An 18,692-nucleotide genomic window follows, 5' to 3' on the forward strand; every position below is an offset into this window, starting at 1 on the left:
GCCATGGCCGATTTCATCCCCCCAGACGTGCGGAGCCGGCTCAAAAGCCTGCGCCTGCTCACGCGCCGGGCGGTGGGGTCGCATGGGCTGGGCCTGCATCACAGCCATAGCCGGGGCGCGGGTCTCGAATTCGCGCAATATCGCGCCTATGAGCCGGGCGACGAGCTGCGCCAGATCGACTGGAAACTCTATGCCCGGTCGGACAAATTCTTCGTCCGCGAGGCGGAACGGGAAAGCCCGGTCGCGGTCTGGATCCTGATGGATGCCAGCGCGTCGATGGCGCAGACCGATGCCGCTCGCCCCGACTATAGCCGGCTCGACGCGGCCAAGGGGATCGCCGCCAGCATCGCCGAACTGGCGATGCAGCAGGGCGATCGCTTCGGCTGGATGGCGCTGTCCGACACCGGGCTGCGGCTGTTGCCACCCGCGACCGGCCTGCGCCAGCGCGACCGGCTGCTGCTCGACATGCTGCCGCTGCGGGCCGAAGGCGGCTTTGCCGCCGAAACCCAATTGGGTCCGCTCTGGGAACGGATCGGCGCGCATGATCTGGTGATTTTGCTCAGCGACTGTTTCGAACCCGGCGCGATCGATCTGGTCGAGAAGCTGTCAGCCGCCGGGCGCGAGGTGCTGGTGATCGAGATGCTGACCGTGGATGAGCGGGATTTCCCGTTCTACGGCGGCTATCGCTTCCGCGACCCGGAGACGGGTGAGGAACTGCTGGGCGACGGCGCCGCGCTGCGCGCCGAATTTCTGCGCCGCTTCGGCGAGGCGCGGGCGGAGCTGCATGCCCGGCTCGATGCGGTCGGCATCCGCCGCGCGACCCATGTGCTGGACGAGCCGATCGACCTGCCGCTGCGCCGCCTGTTCGGCGCCCATGACGCGGCCGAATATTCATGACGCCCGCCTTGCTGCTCCCCGCCGCGCTGGCCGGCCTGCTGGCGCTGCTGATCCCGCTCGCGATTCATATCGCCCGGCGCAGCGAGCAACTGCCGACCGATTTCGCCGCGCTGCGCTGGCTGCGGCAGAAGCCCAAGCCCCGTTCCCGCCTGCGCTTTGACGAATGGCTGTTGCTCGCCCTGCGCCTCGTCCTGCTGGCGCTGGTCGTGCTGTGGCTCGCCCATCCGGTGCTGTTCGGCGCCGCCAGCAAACAGCCCTATGTCGCGCTGACGCCCGGCATCGATCCGGCGGCGGTGGATGACAAGGTGCTGGCCGAGGGCAGGGCGCATTGGCTGGCACCCGGCTATCCCCGCGTCGAGCCGGGCAAGCCGATCACGGCCGAGGCCATCCCGCTCGGCAGTCTGGTGCGCCAGCTGGACGCGGACCTGCCGCAGGGCGCGCCGCTCACCATCATCGTGCCGCAGATGATCCAGGGCGCCGATGCGGAGCGGCCCCGGCTGTCGCGCAAGGTCGACTGGCGCATCGTCTCCGGCGCGATGCTGGCGGGCAAGCCTCTGCCGGTGAAGGTGCCATCGATCGCCGTCCGAGCCGATGCGAGCCATGCTGCAGGGGGGCGTTACCTCAATGCCGCTGCACTTGCCTGGCAACCCGCAGGCAAGCCGGCCGATGTCGACAGCGGCCCGCTCAACGCCGCACTGCCGCCGTCGGACAAGATCTTGTTCTGGATGAGCGCGGGCAGTCTGCCGGAAGCGCTGCAGGGGTGGATTGCGCAGGGCGGGCAGGCGATCGTCGCGTCCGATGCGGTGCTGCCCCAAGGCACGACGCCCGAGCCCCTTTGGCAGGATGATCTTGCCCGACCGCTGGTGGAGGTCATGCCGATCGGCAAGGGCCGCCTGCTCCGCTTCACCCGCCCGTTGCAGCCCGCGCAGATGCCGCAATTGCTGGAGGCGGATTTCCCCGCCCGTCTGCGCGCGTTGATCCAGCCGCCGAGCATCGCGCCGCAGCGCGCGGATGCCGCCGCCTATGCGCCACTCAGCGGCGGACGCGCCTATCCGCAATCGCCGGCCGATCTGCGCCCTTGGCTGGCGCTGCTGATCGCGGTGCTGCTGCTGGTCGAACGCTGGTTCGCCACCAGCCGCAAGCGGGCGATCGCGCCATGAGCGCCGACGCCCTGCTCTCCACCTGGCTGACGCCCAGCCGCTGGCGCGTGCGGCTCGACACGCTGCTGCTCGGCCTGCCGATCCTGCTGGCGGCGAGCGCGCTGGTCTGGCGCTTGGCCGGACTGGTGCCGGCCGCAATCCTGCTGCTGCTCGGCACTAGCCTGCTCGGTGCCCTGATTATCCGCCGCGTCCAGCGCTTCGACCAGGCTTGGCTGGTCCGCCGTCTCGATGCGAGCCGCGCCGATCTGGAGGATAGCAGCGGGCTACTTTTTGCCGACCCGCAGGCACTGGGGCCGTTGCAGCGGCTGCAACGATCCCGGCTCGATCAGCGGCTGGAACAGGGCGCGCCGCAGGATCTGGCCCCGGACTGGTCGCGCCGCGCGATTGGTGCGCTCTGGGCCGTGGCGCTGCTCGGCATCGCCGCCCTGCTGCTCTGGCCGCGCGGCAGCGACAAACCCGTCGTGCTCGCGCCCGCCGCCGAAGGCATCGCCGCAAAGCCCGGCATCCCGCGCCTGATCGCCCAGAATCTGCGCATCATCCCGCCCGCTTATACCGGCCTGTCGCTCCGCGACGAAGCCAAGCTCGACGCCCGCGCGCCGCTCGGATCACGCCTCGAATGGACCTTCCGCTTCGATCCGCAGGCAAGTGCGCCGGCGCTGTTGCCATTGGGTGGCGCTGCCGTGGCGCTGCGCCGCGATGGCGATCACTGGATCGCCAGCCGCATGCTCGACGCCTCGTTCCTCTATCGCGTCGATCCGGCATCCGGGCGCGGGCCGCTGCCGCCGCTGCACCGGATCGACGGCGTGGCCGATGCGCCGCCGCAGGTGAAGCTGATCGCGCCCGCCGCCAGCCTCAACATGGTGACTCCCGGCCAGCGCAGTTGGACGCCGGTCTTCGCCGCGACCGACGATTATGGCGTCGCCGCCACCGCCCGGCTGCGCATCACCCTGGCGATCGGCGATGGCGAGAATATCCGCTTCACCGAGCGCGAGATCGCCGTGTCCGGCTCCGGCCCGGCGCGCGACCGGCGCTTTGCCCCGCGCCTCGATTTCGGCGCGCTCGGCTTTTCGGCCGGCGGCGACATGGTGGTGCAGATCATCGTGCGCGACAATCGCGCGCCGTCGCCGCAGGAAGTGCGCGGCCCCAGCGTCATCCTGCGCTGGCCCGCGGCCAAGGCGCCCGAAAGCGGCGGCCTGCAGGGCATGGTCAACACCACCTTGCCGGCCTATTTCCGCAGCCAGCGACAGATCATCATCGATGCCGAGGCGCTGCTGAAGCGCAAACGCAGCCTGGCGGCCGACAAATATCTGTCGCAATCCAACGGCATCGGCAACGATCAGAAAATCCTGCGCGGCCGCTACAGCCAGTTTCTGGGCGGCGAGAGCGAAGGCGAACCCAGCCTGCCGACGGCCGATGCGGATGGCCATGGCGAGGGGGACGGCCATGATCATGGCCCGCCGGTCGCGGCGCCCAATGTCTTTGGCGAGAAGGAGGATGTGCTCGCCGAGTTCGGCCATCCGCACGATGAATCGCCCGCGTCCAGCCTGGACCCGGAAACCCGCGCGATCCTGAAACAGGCGGTGGATGAGATGTGGCAGTCCGAAATGCAGCTGAAACAGGGGCGGCCCGATCTGGCCTTGCCCTTCGCCTACAAGGCGCTGCGCTTCATCAAGGAAGTGCAGCAGGCGACCCGCATCTTCCTGTCGCGCGTCGGCCCGGAACTGCCGCCGATCGACCCCGCCCGGCGCATGAGCGGCAAGCGCGAGGGGATTGCCGGCAATTTCGAGCCGCTGGTCGCGGTCGAGGGTGATGACGGCCCGGCCGCCGCCGTTTGGCGCGGGCTGGCACAAGGACCGGTGCCGCTCGACGCGCTGGAGGGCTGGGCGCGGGCCAACGCCGCGCGCCTGCCCGATCCGCTGGCATTGAGCGGCGCGATCGACGCGGTGCGGCGCGATCCGGCCTGCGCCGCCTGTCGTGACAAGCTGCGCGCGCAATTATGGATGGCGATGGAGCGGCCGCAGGGCGGCGTGGCGCGGCGGCGCCCGGCCGACGCTGCCGGCGCGCGCTATCTCGGCGCGATCGGGGGACGCCCATGAGCGCGCAAACCATCACCGCGCTGCTCCTCGGCGTCGCCGTGCTGGTCGGCTGGGTAAGGCTGCTGCTGTGGCAGCGTTCGGCCGCCGATCTGGGCGCCCGGCCCTGGCGCCTCGCGACGCTGTTGCTGCTCCAGCCGGTCGTCGCGCTGCTCCTCTATTTCGGCCTTTTCCCGCCCGCGTTGCCGGTGGCAGGCGGCACCCTGACCGTCGCGACCCAGGGCAGTGCGCGCTTCGCCTCCGCCGGCAAGGGCGCGCATCTGGTCGCGCTGCCCGAAGCGCCGGACCTGGCGGGCGCGCAGGCGGTGCCGGATCTGGCGACCGCGCTGCGCCGCTATCCCGACACGCGCCGCCTCGTCATCCTGGGGCAGGGGCTCGTTGCCCGCGATCGCGATGCGGCACGGGGGCTGGCCATTGACTACACGCCGCCGCCCATGGCGGCCGGTCTGATTGCACTCGCCAAGCCGGATCGGGTTGCGCCGGGCGCAACCTTCGCCGTGGGTGGACAGGTGGCCGGCCTCTCCAAGGCGCAGGTCGAACTGCTCGATCCCGCCGGGCGCGTCACTGATGCTGCCGCTGTGGATGCCGATGGCCGCTTCAACCTGATCGGGACCGCGCGCGCCGCCGGCACCGCCGAATTCACCCTGCGCCTGCGCCGTGCCGATGGCGGGCTGGTCGAACAGGCCGTGGTGCCATTGCTGGTCGAGGGTGATGCCGCGCCGCGCCTTCTGATCCTCGCCGGGGCGCCGGGGCCGGAAGTCAAATATCTGCGCCGCTGGGCGACCGACGCCGGCTATGCCGTCACCGTCAACATGAGCGCGGGCGGCGGCATTGCGCTGGGCGACGCGCCGGTGGCGATCAACGCCGCCAGCCTGCGCCGCTATGACCTGCTGGTCGCCGATGACCGCGCCTGGGCCGGCCTGGGCGGCGGACGCGGCGCGGTGCTGGAAGCGGTGCGCGGCGGCATGGGCCTGCTGCTACGCGGCAGCGGCCCGGCCGACGGCGCGCTGCGCGGCCAGTGGCGTGCGCTGGGTTTCGATCTGTCCGGCGGCAATGGCGTCGCGCCGATCGCCCTGCCGGCGCCGCTGGCCGCCGATCGCGCCCGCACCCGTGCCGGCATCGGCAGCGCCGACATACCCGCGGACCTCAATATCGGCGACGATATCCTGCCCGAAGCGACCCGCATGGATGGCGTCCCGACCGGCCGCGACGCGGTGCCACTGGTGCAGGACGCCGCCGGCACGCCGCTCGCCGCCTGGCGCGCACTTGGGGCAGGGCGGGTCGCGGTCTGGACCGGCCTCGACAGCTTTGGCCTGGTGCTGAGCGGCCGGGGCGATCTTTATGGCGACTGGTGGGGGCGGATGATGACCGCTGTAGTGCGCCCGGCGCCCGGTTCGCTACCCGCATTCGCTGGCCCGGCCTGGGTGGGCGAACGGATCAGCCTGTGCGGGCTGAAGCCCGGTGCCCGTATCGATGGCGCTCCCTTGGCAGTCGATCCGGCGACCGGCGATTGCGCCGCCTGGTGGCCTGATCGCGCAGGTTGGCACCAGTTGGGCCGGACGGATGGTTCATCCGCAGCCTTCTACATCTATCCCGCCAATGCCCTGCCGACGCTGCGGACCGCACAGATGCATCAGGCCATGGCCCCGCTGCAGGGCGCCGACCACAAGAGCGATCCTGCCAAAGCCGCGCGCGCCGTTTCCGGCCCGTCCTGGCCCTGGCTACTCGGCTGCCTGATCGCCAGTGCCCTGCTCTGGTGGTTCGAGCGGTCCCGGATCGGCCGCGCGGCGGCCCCCCAGTCCTAACCCACGCCCAGCATCACCGGTCGCAGGCGCTCGCTGGTCGCCACGAGCCAGCCGACAAACTGGTCGATCCGGGCAATGCCGCGCAGGTCGCGGGGCACCACCAGCCAGAAGCTGCGCTGGATATCGACCGCCTCGGGCAGGACGCGGACCAGCCCCGGCATGGCGTCGCCGATGAAGCAGGGCAATATGCCGCAGCCTGCACCGCTGGCGATGATTTCCGCCTGGGCGTTGATGCTGCTCGACCGGATCGCCGGTTCCAGCCGGGCGTCGACTTCCGCCAGATAGCGTAGTTCGGGCGCATAGATCTGATCGGGGACATAGCCGACCAGCACATGGCGGAGCAGGTCGCCCTTGACCTTCAACGGCGGCGCGCCCTCCAGATAGGCGGGCGTCGCATAAAGCCCCAGATGATAGTCGGTCAGCTTGCGGGTGATCAGCGGGCCGGTCTTGGGCCGGGCCAGCATCACCGCAATATCCGCCTCGCGCCGGGAGGGGTTGAGGAAGCCGCTCGACGCCACCAGGTCGATCTCGATCCGGGGATGGTCGGCGGTGAAGCTGCGCAGATGCGGTGCGATCACCCGGCTGCCAAAGCCCTCCGACGCGCTCAGGCGGATCGTCCCGGCCATCTGCGCGCCCGCCGCGCTGCCGCTCCGCTGCACGCCGAGCGCCGCCGCCTCCATCCGCTCGGCCTGTTCCAGCAGGCGGGTGCCATGGTCGGTCAGCACATGGCCGGCCGGCGTATGCTCGAACAGGCGTTGTTCCAGCGCCTGTTCGAGCCGCTTGATCCGCCGCGATATGGTTGTGGCGTCCATCTTGGTCATCGCCGCCGCCGCGCTCAGCCGCTCGGTGCGCGCCACCGCCAGGAACAGGCGCAGATCGTCCCAGTTCATGGATGCGGCATTTTTGCAGGATGGATATGCATATCCGTCAGCTTGCCTGCATTTCTGATATCCTGCAAGGCGGGGTGAAAGCATATTGGCCAAAAGCAAATTAGAGAGGATGGACCATGCGTATCATCGATCATGTCATCAGCGGTCAGGCCAGTGATGGGGCGGGTGACGGCGGCCGCACCAGCGACGTCTTCGACCCCAATAATGGCGGTGTGCAGGCGCAACTGCGCCTCGGCACACAGGCCGATCTTGACGCTGCCGTGGCTGCCGCACTTGCCGCCCAGCCGGCCTGGGCCGCGACCAACCCGCAACGCCGCGCCCGTGTCATGTTCGCGTTCAAGACGCTGGTCGAACAGAATATGGACGAGCTTGCCCATCTGCTCAGTTCCGAACATGGCAAGGTGATTGCCGACTCCAAGGGCGATATCCAGCGCGGGCTGGAGGTGATCGAGTTCGCCTGCGGCATCCCCCATCTGCTCAAGGGCGAATATACCCAGGGCGCCGGCCCCGGCATCGACGTATATTCGATGCGCCAGCCACTCGGCGTGGTCGCCGGCATCACCCCGTTCAACTTCCCGGCGATGATCCCGATGTGGATGTTCGGCGTCGCCATCGCCTGCGGCAATGCCTTCATCCTCAAGCCCAGCGAGCGCGACCCCAGCGTGCCTGTGCGCCTGGCCGAACTGATGCGTGAGGCGGGTCTTCCTGAAGGCGTGTTGCAGGTCGTCCATGGCGACAAGGAAATGGTCGACGCGATCCTAGATCATCCGGAGATCAGGGCGGTCAGCTTCGTCGGTTCCTCCGACATCGCCCATTATGTCTATCGCCGCGGCGTCGAGGCGGGCAAGCGCGTGCAGGCGATGGGCGGCGCCAAGAATCACGGCATCGTCATGCCCGACGCCGATCTCGACCAGGTGGTGAATGACCTGGCCGGCGCGGCCTTCGGTTCGGCGGGCGAGCGCTGCATGGCGCTGCCGGTGGTGGTGCCGGTGGGCGAGGCGACGGCGATCGCCCTGCGCGAGAAGCTGATCCCGGCGATCGACGCGCTGCGGGTCGGCGTCTCGACCGATGCCGACGCCCATTATGGCCCGGTCGTCACCGCCGCGCACAAGGCGAAGATCGAGTCCTATATCCAGATGGGCGTCGATGAAGGCGCCGAACTGGTCGTCGACGGCCGCGGCTTCACGCTGCAGGGGCATGAGCAGGGCTTCTTCGTCGGCCCGACTCTGTTCGACCGGGTGACGCCGCAGATGCGCAGCTATCAGGAGGAGATTTTCGGCCCCGTGCTCCAGATGGTGCGCGCCGACAGTTTCGAGGAGGCGCTGCGTCTGCCGAGCGACCATCAATATGGCAATGGCGTCGCCATCTTCACCCGCAACGGCCATGCCGCGCGCGAATTTGCCGCGCGGGTCAATGTCGGCATGGTCGGCATCAATGTGCCGATCCCGGTGCCGGTTGCCTATCATACGTTTGGCGGCTGGAAGCGCAGCGCCTTTGGCGACACCAACCAGCATGGCATGGAAGGCGTGAAGTTCTTCACCAAGGTCAAGACCGTCACCCAGCGCTGGCCCGACGGCGGCGCGACCGGCGACAGCGCCTTCGTCATCCCGACCATGGGGTGAGGGGAAGCGGGGAGGCGATGATGCCTCCCCGGTCATGGTGCTTCAGGTTGACGCTGCATATCCCCGTCGCGCTAATGGGTGCCGGAGCAAGTCCGGCATGACGCCAATAAGGAAAAGACAAAACCCATGACCCAGTTCGACCTCACCGACGAGCAGCGCGCCGTGCAGGAACTGGCGCAGCGCTTCACCGCCGATGCGATCACGCCCCATGCGGCCAAGTGGGACGAGGATCATCATTTCCCCCGCGACACCATCCGCCAGGCCGCCGAACTGGGCTTTGGCGCCATCTATGTGTCGGAAGAGAGCGGCGGCATCGGTCTGGGCCGGCTTGAATCCGCGCTCATCATGGAAGCGATGGCCTATGGCTGTCCCTCCACCTCGGCCTTCATCTCGATCCACAATATGGCCGCCTGGATGATCGACCGCTTCGGCGACGATGCGGTGAAACAGCGCTATCTCCCCGCGCTCGTTACCTGCGAGACGATCGCCTCCTACTGCCTGACCGAACCTTCCGCCGGTTCCGATGCGGCGTCGCTGCGTACCCGCGCGGTGCGGGACGGCGACCATTATGTCGTCACCGGTTCCAAGGCGTTCATTTCGGGCGGCGGCGAGAATGACCTCTATGTCGTGATGGTCCGCACCGGCGAGGATGGCCCCAAGGGCATCAGCTGCCTGGTGATCGAAAAGGACATGGAAGGCGTCAGCTTCGGCGCACAGGAGCGCAAGCTCGGCTGGCATTCGCAGCCCACCGCCCAGGTCAATTTCGACGGTGTCCGTGTGCCGGTCGCCAACCGTGTCGGCGCGGAAGGGCAGGGCTTCGCCATCGCCATGGCCGGGCTCGATGGGGGCCGGCTCAATATCGGCGCCTGCTCGCTCGGCGGCGCCCAGCGCGCGCTGGACGAGGCGGTGGGCTATACCCGCGACCGGCGCCAGTTCGACCGCGCCATCGCCGATTTCCAGAATACCCAGTTCACCCTGGCCGACATGGAGACCGAGCTTCAGGCCGCCCGCGCGCTGCTCTATCTCGCCGCCGCCAAGGTGAGCGAGGGCGCGCCCGACAAAACCAAGTTCGCCGCCATGGCCAAGCGCTTTGCGACCGACATCGGATCGGCCGTGGCCGACCGCGCGCTGCAACTGCATGGCGGCTACGGCTATCTGATGGACTATCCGGTCGAGCGCATCTGGCGCGATCTGCGGGTCCACCGCATCCTGGAGGGCACGAACGAGATCATGCGCATGATCACCGCCCGCGAACTGCTCAAGGCCTGAAGGGAATGACCATGACCGACGATGTGCTGATTGCGGTGGAAGGCGGCGTCGGCCGTCTGCGGTTGAACCGGCCCAAGGCGATCCATGCCCTGACCCGCGCCATGTGCGCGACCATGACCGAGGCGCTACTGGCCTGGCAGGATGATCCGGCGATCCGCGCGGTGATGATCGACCATGCCGAAGGGCGCGGCTTCTGCGCCGGCGGCGACATCCGCCTGATCGCGGAGAGCGCGGCTGGCGATAATCTCGCCGCGCGTGATTTCTTCGCGACCGAATATCGCCTGAACCATCTGCTCTTCACCTATGGCAAGCCGGTGATCGCCTTCATGGACGGTATCACCATGGGCGGCGGCGTCGGCATCGCCCAGCCGGCGCGCCATCGCGTTGCGACCGAACGCACCGTCTATGCCATGCCGGAAACCGGCATCGGCCTGTTCCCCGATGTCGGCGGCGGCTGGTATCTTTCGCGCCTGCCGGGCCGGTCGGGCCGCTATCTCGCCGTCACCGGTGCGCGCATCGACGGGGCGGACGCGATCGCGCTCGGCCTTGCCACCGACTATCTGCCGAGCGACCGGCTGGAGGAGGCGAAGGCCGCGATCATCGCCGACCCGTCCGACATTGCCGCAGTGCTGGCGCGCTTCGCCGCCACCCCGCCCGATAGCCATTTCTCCGCCTTCCTGCCGGATATCGACCGGCTGTTCGCCAGCGACCGGCTGGAGGATATCTATGCCGCCCTGCGCGCCGACGGATCGGACTGGGCGCTGGCGCAGCTTGCCGCGCTCGACACCAAATCGCCCCAGACGATGAAGGTCGCGCTGCGGCAACTGGCGCAGGCCAGCCGCCTGACCCGCTTCGTCGACAATATGGCGATGGAATATGATCTCGCCTGCCGCGTCATCGCCCGGCCCGACATTGTCGAAGGGGTGCGCGCGCTGATCGTCGACAAGGATAATCAGCCGCGCTGGAATCCGCCGACGGTGGAGGCGGTGACCGACCAGCTGGTCGACGCGATCTTCGCGCCGCTGCCGGACGGCGAGCGCTGGACCCCGCTGCCCCAGGCGGCGGTCGACGCCTGATAGAATAAAAGGAGAGGACGGACATGAGCAGCATCGGCTTCATCGGCCTTGGCAATATGGGCGGCGGCATGGCCGCCAATCTGGTGAAGGCGGGCCATGCCGTCACCGCCTTCGACCTGTCCGAAGCCGCGCTGGCCCGCGCCGAGGCAGCCGGTTGCACGCGTGCGGCATCGGCGGCGAACGCCGTTCAAGGTGTCAGCATCGTTGTCACCATGCTGCCCGCCGGCAAGCACGTCCGCGCCGTCTATGGCGAGCAATTGCTGGGTGCGGTCGGGCCGGACACGCTGCTGATCGATTGCTCGACCATCGACGTCGCTTCGGCCCGCGCCGTCATCGAACAGGCGGCAGAGCGCGGTCTCGCTATGGTTGATGCGCCGGTGTCGGGCGGCATCGCCGCGGCCAATGGCGGCACGCTCACCTTCATGGTCGGTGGCGAGGATGCCGCCTTTGCCCGCGCCGAACCGATCTTGCAGGCGATGGGCAAGGCGGTGATCCATGCCGGTGCGGCCGGGGCGGGGCAGGCGGCGAAGATCGTCAACAACATGCTGCTCGGCGCCACCATGGTCGCCACCTGCGAGGCCTTCGCGCTCGCCGAAAAGCTGGGCCTCGATCTCCAGACCTTCTTCGACATCTCGTCCAAGGCGTCGGGGCAGAGCTGGTCGATGACCAGCTATTGCCCGGTGCCTGGCGTCGGTCCGGAAACGCCGGCCGACCGCGACTATGAAGGCGGCTTTGCTAATGCGCTGATGCTCAAGGATCTGAAGCTCGCGGTGGAGGCTGCCCATGGCGTCGACGCCAGCGTGCCGATGGGCGCGGCGGCAGAGTCGCTCTACCAGGCGCTGGTCAATACGGGCGCCGGGGGCAAGGATTTCTCGTCCATGATCCGCTTCCTCAAGGGCACGGCGGCCTAACATCCCTGGCTTGACCGCAACCACATATGATCTACTGTGTATCATATGTGGTTGCGCGATCGCTCCTGCGCGCGTGACGGCAGCATGGGAGAGAGATGATGGTGGTGGCACTGGAGGCGCGCGACTATTTCACCGATCGCGGCATATTACAGGATCCCTACGCCTTTTTCGAGGCCGTCCGAGCGCATGGCCCGGTCTATCAGCCGCCGGGGCGCGACTATCTGATTGTCACGGGCTTTGAGGAAACGCTCGAAGTCCTCGCCAATGCCCAGGATTTTTCCGCCGTCAACGCACTGCAGGGGGCGGCGGCCCCCTTGCCCTTCGTGCCGCAGGGCAGCGACATCAGCGCGCAGCTTGAGGCGCATCGGCCCGATTTTCCTGGTGGCACGATGCTGGTCGGGCTGGACGATATGCCCCACACAATGCTGCGCGGGCTGGTCAACCGGTTGTTCACCCCGTCCCGCCTGAAGGCGAATGAGCGTTTCACATCGGACTATTCGGACCATCTGGTGCGCCGGGCGGTGGCGCAGGGGCGGACCGAACTGATCCGGGACATCGCCACCCCCTTCGTCACGCTGGTGATCGCCGACTTGCTGGGCGTGCCGGCGGAGGATCGCCAGCGCTTCATGGACGTGATCGATGCGGCGCCGCCGCCCGGCAGCCTGGACGCGGCGGACAATGACTATGCGGGGGAGGGGCATCCGCTGATCGTCATGGGTTCCTATTTCGCCGCCTATGTCGAGGATCGGCGGCGTCATCCGCGCGAGGATATATTGACCGAACTGGCGCTGGCCAAATATGCCGACGGGACCACGCCCAGCGTGGCGGAGATCGTCAATCTCGCCACCTTCCTGTTCGGCGCCGGGCAGGACACCAGCGCCAAGCTGCTGGGCAACGCCATGCGCCATATTGTCGATCAGCCGGGGCTACAGGACCAATTGCGCGCCGACCCGGCGCTGATCCCGGCCTTGATCGAGGAAGTGCTGCGGATCGAGGGATCGAGCAAGCAGACGGCGCGGGTCGCGCGGCGCGATACCCGGATCGGCGATCGGCTGGTGCCGGCGGGTACCTGCATATTGCTGGCACTGGCGGCGGCCAATCGCGATCCTGCGCGCTGGGACGCGCCGGCAGAGTTGCAACTGGATCGCCCCCGCATCCGCGAGCATGTCGCCTTCGGCCGGGGCAAGCATGTCTGCGCCGGCGCGCCGCTCGCCCGTGTCGAGGTGCGGATCATCCTGGAGAAGTTTCTGGAGCATAGCAGCGCGATCGAACTCGACCCGGCCCGCCATGGCCCGCCCGGTGCCCGCGACCTGCATTTCGAGCCGAGCTTCATCATTCGCGGGCTGGCCGACCTGCACCTGATAATGACGCCATCGACCACCGCATTGGCCGATCGGGGTGAGGCAGGCGCTTTCCCCGTTGCAGGGCAGACGCCGCAAGCGCAGGCGGAACCACAGGACGAAATGCTGTCGACCACGCACACGAAGATCGGCGTGCTGCTGGCCGATCCGCAGACGCGCAGCCTGCTCGATCGCTACTTTCCGGGCGTGGCGGATGACCAGCGCATTGCGATGGCGAGGGGTATGACGCTCCGCGCGATACAGCCCTTTGCCCCGTCGCAGTTCACCGATGCGGCGCTCGACGCGCTGGACGCGGAGCTGGCGGCGCTCGCCGCATGAGGCGGCGGCGCGGGTCGATGGCCCGCGCCGCTCCAGTGTCAGTTATTGACGAAGGTCAGCGTGGCGATGTTGTAGAGCGTTGCCACCTTGGCGCCGCGCAGGCTGAGGTCGCCCTTTTCCTCCTGCGTCGCGGTCAGGATGTAGCGGCCCTTTTCCTTGATCGGCAGGGTCACGCGGCCCTGGGCGTCGGTGACGAAGCCCTTCGACCATTTGTCGGGCGAGATCGCGGTTACCTTGACCCCGGCGAGCGGCTTGCCGTCGCGGACCAGCGTGAAGCTGTTGGCGCCCGCAGCGGTCGGCACGATTTCCAGCGGCATCCCGGCCTTGGCCTCGCTGCGGCCGGCGCGCGCATAATAGATCACGCCTTCCTTCTTGCCTTCCTCGCCCCACGGATCGAACACGCTGTCGTCGATCACGCGCACGTCGCCGGCAGGCACGGCGACTTCGATATAGCCGGCCTTGCGCACCTGCGCGGCGGAGGAGGCGGGCACCAGCTTGGGCGCCTTCAGCTTCTCGAACTCGGGGTCGCCGCCTTCGGGCAGCGGATCGCCCGGTTCGCCCAGATAGATGCGCGCCGGGCCGGTGCCGTCCCGTTCGACCCACACTTCATGCGCCTGCGCCATCGCAGGCAGGCAGGCGATCGCCAGCAGCGCACTAGTCCATTTCAGCATAGTCTCTCTCCTCAGAAACGGAAGCCGACCGTGCCCATGACGTTGCGCGGCGCGCCCATGAAGCAGTCGCCACGCGCCAGGCAGGACGCGTAGAATTTCTTGTTGAGCAGGTTGGTCGCATTGAGCGCGAAGCGCCAGTCCTGCCAGGTGATTTCCGCCAGCGCGTCGACGGTGGTGCGCGACGGCGTGACGATCGACCAGATCGCGCTGGTCGATACGCTCTTGCCGCTATAGACGACGCCGCCGCCCAGGCGCAGCTGCGCCTCGTCGGCCAGGCCGAAGGTCTTGGTGGACCAGAGCGACGCGGTATGGCGCGGCATATAGTCGAGGCTGGTGTTGGTTTCCGACTTCAGCTTCGAATAGCCATAATTGGCCAGCAGTTCGAAATTGCCGGGCAGGGTATGGCTCGCCTCGATTTCGAAGCCCTTGGTGTTGAGCACGCCCGACTGTTCGGTGCCGCCCGCCGCGAGATAGAGGACGCGGTTGCGCTCCTTGATCTTGAACACGGTGGCGGTGACCAGGGTGCTGGGGGCGGGCTGCCACTTCACGCCGGCTTCATATTGGGTGCCGGTCTGCGGCTTGTAGGCATCGCCATAGCTGCCATCGCCATTGTCGATCCGGCCGGCGACCGGCAGGAAGCTTTCAGTATAGCTGAAGAAGGGCGAGATGCCGGCGCCGATTTCGCCGATGATGCCGGCGCGGAAGGTGGTGGCATTGTCCTTCTGGCCCGAAGAACCGGTCACGCGGTCGCGGCGGGCGCCCAGCACGACCGATACCCGGTCATAGAAGCGGATCTGGTCCTGGACGTAGACGCCCAGCTGCTTCTGGCTGTCGCTGGTGAACGGACCGGTCGGATCATAGGTCGCCAGTGCATCATAATCGATGTCGTACAGGTCGACCAGTTCATAGCCGCCGGCATAACGCTTGGACACCTTGTTCCAGCTATAGTCGATGCCGACCAGCAGCTTGTGCTCGATATTGGCGCCGGTGTTGAAATTGAACTGGACGTTGTTGTCGGTCGAAAAGACGTTCATCCGCGCGTCGCTGGCGTCGGCCGTCAGCGCGATGGTGCGCCCGTCGGTGCCATAGACCGAGAAGGGATCCTGCGGGTTGGTATAGCTGTCGGCATAATGGGTGTTATATTCGAGGTCGCTGTCGATATAGCGCGCCTTGAGGCTCAGCTTCACATTGTCGGAGAAGCGGTGGGTGATCGAGCCGCCACCCTGCAGCGATCGGCCATCATAGCGATCCCAGCCGGCCTTGCCGACGAAGGTGTAGCGATCCAGCTGCTCGCCCGCGACATTGTTGGGCATGAAGGTGCCGACGATCGGCAGGAACTGCGACGTCGAACCGGTATCATCCTCCTGATAGAGGCCGGTCAGCACGATGTCGGTATCGGGCGTCGGCTGCCAGCGGATCGAGGGCGCGAACATCACGCGGTCGTCGGGGACATGGTCGACATAGGTGTCGGCGTCGCGGACGCGGCCGACGAAGCGCACTGCCAGATTGTCGGCCAGCGCGACATTGACGTCGCCCATCGCCTCCTTGCGGTCATAGCTGCCATAGACGAGGTTGAGTTCGCCGCGCGTGGTGAAATCGGGCGTCTTGCTGACCAGGTTGACCAGGCCGCCGATCGACCCCTGGCCGAACAGCACCGATGCCGGGCCGCGCAGGATTTCCACGCGCGAGAAATTATAGGGGTCCGACGTGATCGACGCATAATAGCTGAAGATGTCGCGCATGCCGTCGCGGAACTGCAGCGCGTCCAGGCCACGCACGTTGAAACCGTCGACGCGGGTATCGCGGCCATAGGGGTTGGCCAGCACGCCGGCGGCATATTTCACCGTGTCGCTGATGCTGATCGCGCCCTGCGACAGATATTGTTCGGACGTGATGACCTTGATCGGCTGGGGCAGTTCGACCAGCGCGGTGTCGGTCTTGGAACCGGTGGTGGCGGCGGTGACGACGATGCTGTCTTCGTCGGTGCGGGGGGCGTCCGCAGCGGCCGCCTCTGCCGACCAGGCGGTGCCATGACACAGCGCGATCAGGGCCGCGCCGCTCAATGCGATGAACTTCTTCATATGGGATCCCCCGTGACTCGTTTATGGGGCGCCCATAGCGATATTGATATTCGTTCGCAATTCTGTTGACTTGCATTTGCGAGAAGCGTGTTGCGCAAATGCAACCGGCCGCCCCAGACGGAGCGGCCGTGCGCTGGTTGGAAACCGGCTGTGGCCTTATAATTCCTCGGGCCAATAGAGCCGCATGGGGTTGTCGATCAGCAGCTTGCGCTGCAATTCCACCGTCCGGGCGATGCGCGGGATCATGTCGACCAGATGGCCGTCGTCGGGGATCGCATCCTGCATGTTCGGGTGTGGCCAGTCGGTGCCCCACAGCACGCGATCCTGATAGTCGGTGACCAGCGGCGCGACGGCATCGGCAAAGGCGTTCCACGGATCGCCTGTCGGATCGAGCCGATCCGGGCAGGTCGCCTTGAACCAGATGTCGTCGCGGCTTTCGAGGAAGGCGCGGAACGCCTTCATGTCGGCGCCATCCGGCCCCTGGGTCACATCCGGGCGGCCCATATGGTCGATCACCAGCGGCACCGGGATCGCGTCCATGAATGGGCGCAGTTCCTCGAGGATGTCGGCCTCGAAATAGATCACCACATGCCAGCCCTTGGGCAGGCGCTTGGCCACTTCCAGGAACTTGTCCTTGGGCGCGTCATCGACCAGGCGCTTGAGGAAATTGAAGCGGATGCCGCGCATTCCGCCCTCATGCAGGGCGGCGAGATCGGCCTCCGAAATGGCCGGATCGACCACGGCGACGCCGCGCGCCTTGCCGTTCGATTTGGCGATGGCGTCCAGCGTCGCGGCATTGTCGGTGCCGTGGCAGCTGGCCTGGACGATGACATTGCGGGCGAAACCCAGATGGTCGCGGAGCGCGAACAGCATGTCCGGGCCTGCATCCTCGGGCAGATATTTCGCCTTCGCGCTGAAGGGGAATTGCGCCATCGGACCGAACACATGGCAATGGGCGTCGATCGCGCCGGCCGGCGGGGTGTAGCGCGGTTTGGACGGATTGCCGTGCCAGCTGATGATGCGGCCAAGTTCGGGGGCGGTCATGCGAAAATCTCTCCATCCATCAGCTTGCGCGCGGTGCGCAGCATGGCGGCGCTGGTGACCGCGCCATTCTCATCCAGTTCCATCACGCAGGTCGTCTCGCCGGTGGGATGCTCGACCGACAGTGTCTTGCGATTGCCGTCGGGGATCGACGCGACTTCGGCTGCGGGCGATCCCTCGATCAGGCAGGCGGTGGCGACGCTGACCGCGCCCAGTACGCCGATCGAGGCATGGGCGCGATGCGGGATGAAGCTGCGCACCGTGACCGCGCCGCCATTGCGGGGCGGGGCGACCAGCATCATCTTGGGGACCGACTTTTCCTTGACGTCGCCCAGGTTCATCCGTTCGCCGACGGCGAGGCGGATTGCCTCGATCCGGGCCTTGAGCGCCGCGTCCTTGTCCAGCGTGTCACGGTCCTCATAGCCGGTAATGCCGACATCCTGCGCCTTCATGACGACGCAGGGCATGCCATTGTCGATCAGCGTGACGCGCACGCCCTCCACCTCGTCAAAGGCATTGCCGGTCGGCAGCAGCGCGCCGCAGGAGGAGCCGGCGGTGTCGCGAAACTCCAGCGGGATCGGCGCGGCGCTGCCGGGCACGCCGTCGATCCTCGCCTCGCCATCATAGCGGACCTTGCCAGCGGGGGTCTCAACCGTGGCGATCGCGATCTGCCCGGTATTTTCCATGAAGATGGCGACGCGGGTCTCGCCGTCCTGCCCGGCGACCAGGCCGCGCTCGATCGCGAAGGGGCCGATGCCGGCCAGGATATTGCCGCAATTCTGCGCGTCGCTGACGATCGCCTGATCGACGAAGACCTGGAGGAAGAGATAGTCGACATCGACGCCCTCCCGATCGGATTTCTTGACGACCGCAACCTTGCTGGTCAGCGGATCGGCGCCGCCCATGCCATCGATCTGGCGCGGATCGGGCGATCCCATGACCCGCAGCAGGAAGGCGTCGCGCGCGGCACTGTCGGCGGGCAGGCCTTTGGCCAAAAAATAGCCGCCCTTGGACGTGCCGCCGCGCATCCACATCACGCGGGCGCTGGTCTGGCCGTCAGACATATTTGAGGCCCATTTCCTGCAGACGCGGACGCATATTGTATATGTCGAGGCCCAGTTCCCCGGCGGCCAGGCGGACGCGCTTGGCTTCCTCGGCGGCTTCGCGGGCCTGCGCCTTTTCCAGCACGGCGGCGGCGTCGGCGCGCGGCACGATGCACACGCCATCATCGTCGGCGATGATCACGTCGCCGGGATTGACCAGCGCATTGGCGCACACGACCGGGATATTGACCGATCCCAGCGTGCCCTTGATCGTGCCCTGGGCATGGACCGCCTTGGACCAGACCGGGAAGTTCATCTGCTTGAGGTCGCGCACGTCGCGCACGCCCGCGTCGATGATCAGGCCACGGCAGCCGCGTGCCTGGGCGGAGGTGGCGAGCAGGTCGCCGAAATAGCCGTCGGTGCAGGGGCTGGTCGGGGCGAGCAGCAATATGTC

At 67.4% G+C, this 18,692-nt stretch carries 15 protein-coding genes; 9 read left to right on the top strand and 6 right to left on the bottom strand.

What is annotated here, in order from left to right:
* The first annotated feature begins 3 nt into the window (after positions 1-3).
* The 4 genes from JQK15_RS15375 to JQK15_RS15390 are packed head-to-tail and all read left to right on the top strand — an operon-like array spanning position 4 to position 5,955.
* On the top strand, positions 4-897 hold the full coding sequence (locus JQK15_RS15375) for a DUF58 domain-containing protein (RefSeq protein WP_214866294.1): 894 nt from the start codon (positions 4-6) through the stop codon (positions 895-897).
* On the top strand, positions 894-2,057 hold the full coding sequence (locus tag JQK15_RS15380; protein ID WP_214866295.1) for a BatA domain-containing protein: 1,164 nt from the start codon (positions 894-896) through the stop codon (positions 2,055-2,057). Before JQK15_RS15375 ends, JQK15_RS15380 begins: the two co-directional genes overlap by 4 nt.
* Positions 2,054-4,153, top strand: a complete 2,100-nt coding sequence (locus JQK15_RS15385) for a DUF4175 domain-containing protein (protein WP_214866296.1) — start codon at positions 2,054-2,056, stop codon at positions 4,151-4,153. The genes JQK15_RS15380 and JQK15_RS15385 overlap by 4 nt, the downstream gene beginning before the upstream one ends.
* Positions 4,150-5,955 (top strand): carboxypeptidase regulatory-like domain-containing protein, encoded by a 1,806-nt coding sequence (locus JQK15_RS15390; RefSeq protein ID WP_214866297.1) that lies wholly within the window; start codon positions 4,150-4,152, stop codon positions 5,953-5,955. The genes JQK15_RS15385 and JQK15_RS15390 overlap by 4 nt, the downstream gene beginning before the upstream one ends.
* Here JQK15_RS15390 and JQK15_RS15395 read toward each other — a convergent pair.
* The gene (locus tag JQK15_RS15395) at positions 5,952-6,845 is read right to left on the bottom strand and encodes a LysR family transcriptional regulator (RefSeq protein WP_214866298.1); all 894 of its coding nucleotides are present in this window, start codon (positions 6,843-6,845) and stop codon (positions 5,952-5,954) included. The two genes, JQK15_RS15390 and JQK15_RS15395, sit on opposite strands and share 4 nt — an antisense overlap.
* Positions 6,846-6,961: 116 nt before the next feature.
* Here JQK15_RS15395 and JQK15_RS15400 point away from each other — a divergent pair, with 116 nt between their 5' ends.
* From JQK15_RS15400 to JQK15_RS15420, 5 genes are all read left to right on the top strand, one after another.
* A complete protein-coding gene (locus JQK15_RS15400; protein ID WP_214866299.1) occupies positions 6,962-8,467 on the top strand; it encodes a CoA-acylating methylmalonate-semialdehyde dehydrogenase in 1,506 nt (501 codons plus the stop codon).
* A 126-nt stretch (positions 8,468-8,593) separates the two neighbouring features.
* Complete coding sequence (locus tag JQK15_RS15405) at positions 8,594-9,736, top strand: acyl-CoA dehydrogenase family protein (protein ID WP_214866300.1); 1,143 nt, start codon at positions 8,594-8,596, stop codon at positions 9,734-9,736.
* 11 nt (positions 9,737-9,747) lie between these two features.
* A complete protein-coding gene (locus tag JQK15_RS15410) occupies positions 9,748-10,812 on the top strand; it encodes an enoyl-CoA hydratase/isomerase family protein (protein ID WP_214866313.1) in 1,065 nt (354 codons plus the stop codon).
* A 23-nt stretch (positions 10,813-10,835) separates the two neighbouring features.
* Positions 10,836-11,723: a 3-hydroxyisobutyrate dehydrogenase gene (mmsB, locus tag JQK15_RS15415; RefSeq protein ID WP_214866301.1), complete on the top strand. Its 888-nt coding sequence runs from the start codon at positions 10,836-10,838 to the stop codon at positions 11,721-11,723.
* A gap of 98 nt (positions 11,724-11,821) precedes the next feature.
* Complete coding sequence (locus tag JQK15_RS15420; RefSeq protein ID WP_502956824.1) at positions 11,822-13,402, top strand: cytochrome P450; 1,581 nt, start codon at positions 11,822-11,824, stop codon at positions 13,400-13,402.
* A 38-nt stretch (positions 13,403-13,440) separates the two neighbouring features.
* Here the strand turns inward: JQK15_RS15420 and JQK15_RS15425 are convergent, their stop codons facing one another.
* From JQK15_RS15425 to JQK15_RS15445, 5 genes are all read right to left on the bottom strand, one after another.
* The gene (locus tag JQK15_RS15425; RefSeq protein WP_214866303.1) at positions 13,441-14,073 is read right to left on the bottom strand and encodes a DUF4198 domain-containing protein; all 633 of its coding nucleotides are present in this window, start codon (positions 14,071-14,073) and stop codon (positions 13,441-13,443) included.
* An 11-nt stretch (positions 14,074-14,084) separates the two neighbouring features.
* Positions 14,085-16,154, bottom strand: coding sequence for a TonB-dependent siderophore receptor (locus JQK15_RS15430; protein WP_004208437.1), 2,070 nt, complete (start codon positions 16,152-16,154; stop codon positions 14,085-14,087).
* Positions 16,155-16,310: 156 nt separating this feature from the next.
* The gene (locus JQK15_RS15435) at positions 16,311-17,198 is read right to left on the bottom strand and encodes an amidohydrolase family protein (RefSeq protein ID WP_214866304.1); all 888 of its coding nucleotides are present in this window, start codon (positions 17,196-17,198) and stop codon (positions 16,311-16,313) included.
* The gene (locus JQK15_RS15440; protein WP_214866305.1) at positions 17,195-18,259 is read right to left on the bottom strand and encodes a 4-oxalomesaconate tautomerase; all 1,065 of its coding nucleotides are present in this window, start codon (positions 18,257-18,259) and stop codon (positions 17,195-17,197) included. The genes JQK15_RS15435 and JQK15_RS15440 overlap by 4 nt, the downstream gene beginning before the upstream one ends.
* Positions 18,252-18,692 (bottom strand): 4-carboxy-4-hydroxy-2-oxoadipate aldolase/oxaloacetate decarboxylase (locus JQK15_RS15445; protein WP_214866306.1); only part of this gene is annotated, 441 nt, incomplete at its 5' end. The genes JQK15_RS15440 and JQK15_RS15445, both read right to left, overlap by 8 nt.

The organism is Sphingobium sp. BHU LFT2, from assembly GCF_018604485.1.
GTDB lineage: Bacteria > Pseudomonadota > Alphaproteobacteria > Sphingomonadales > Sphingomonadaceae > Sphingobium > Sphingobium yanoikuyae_A.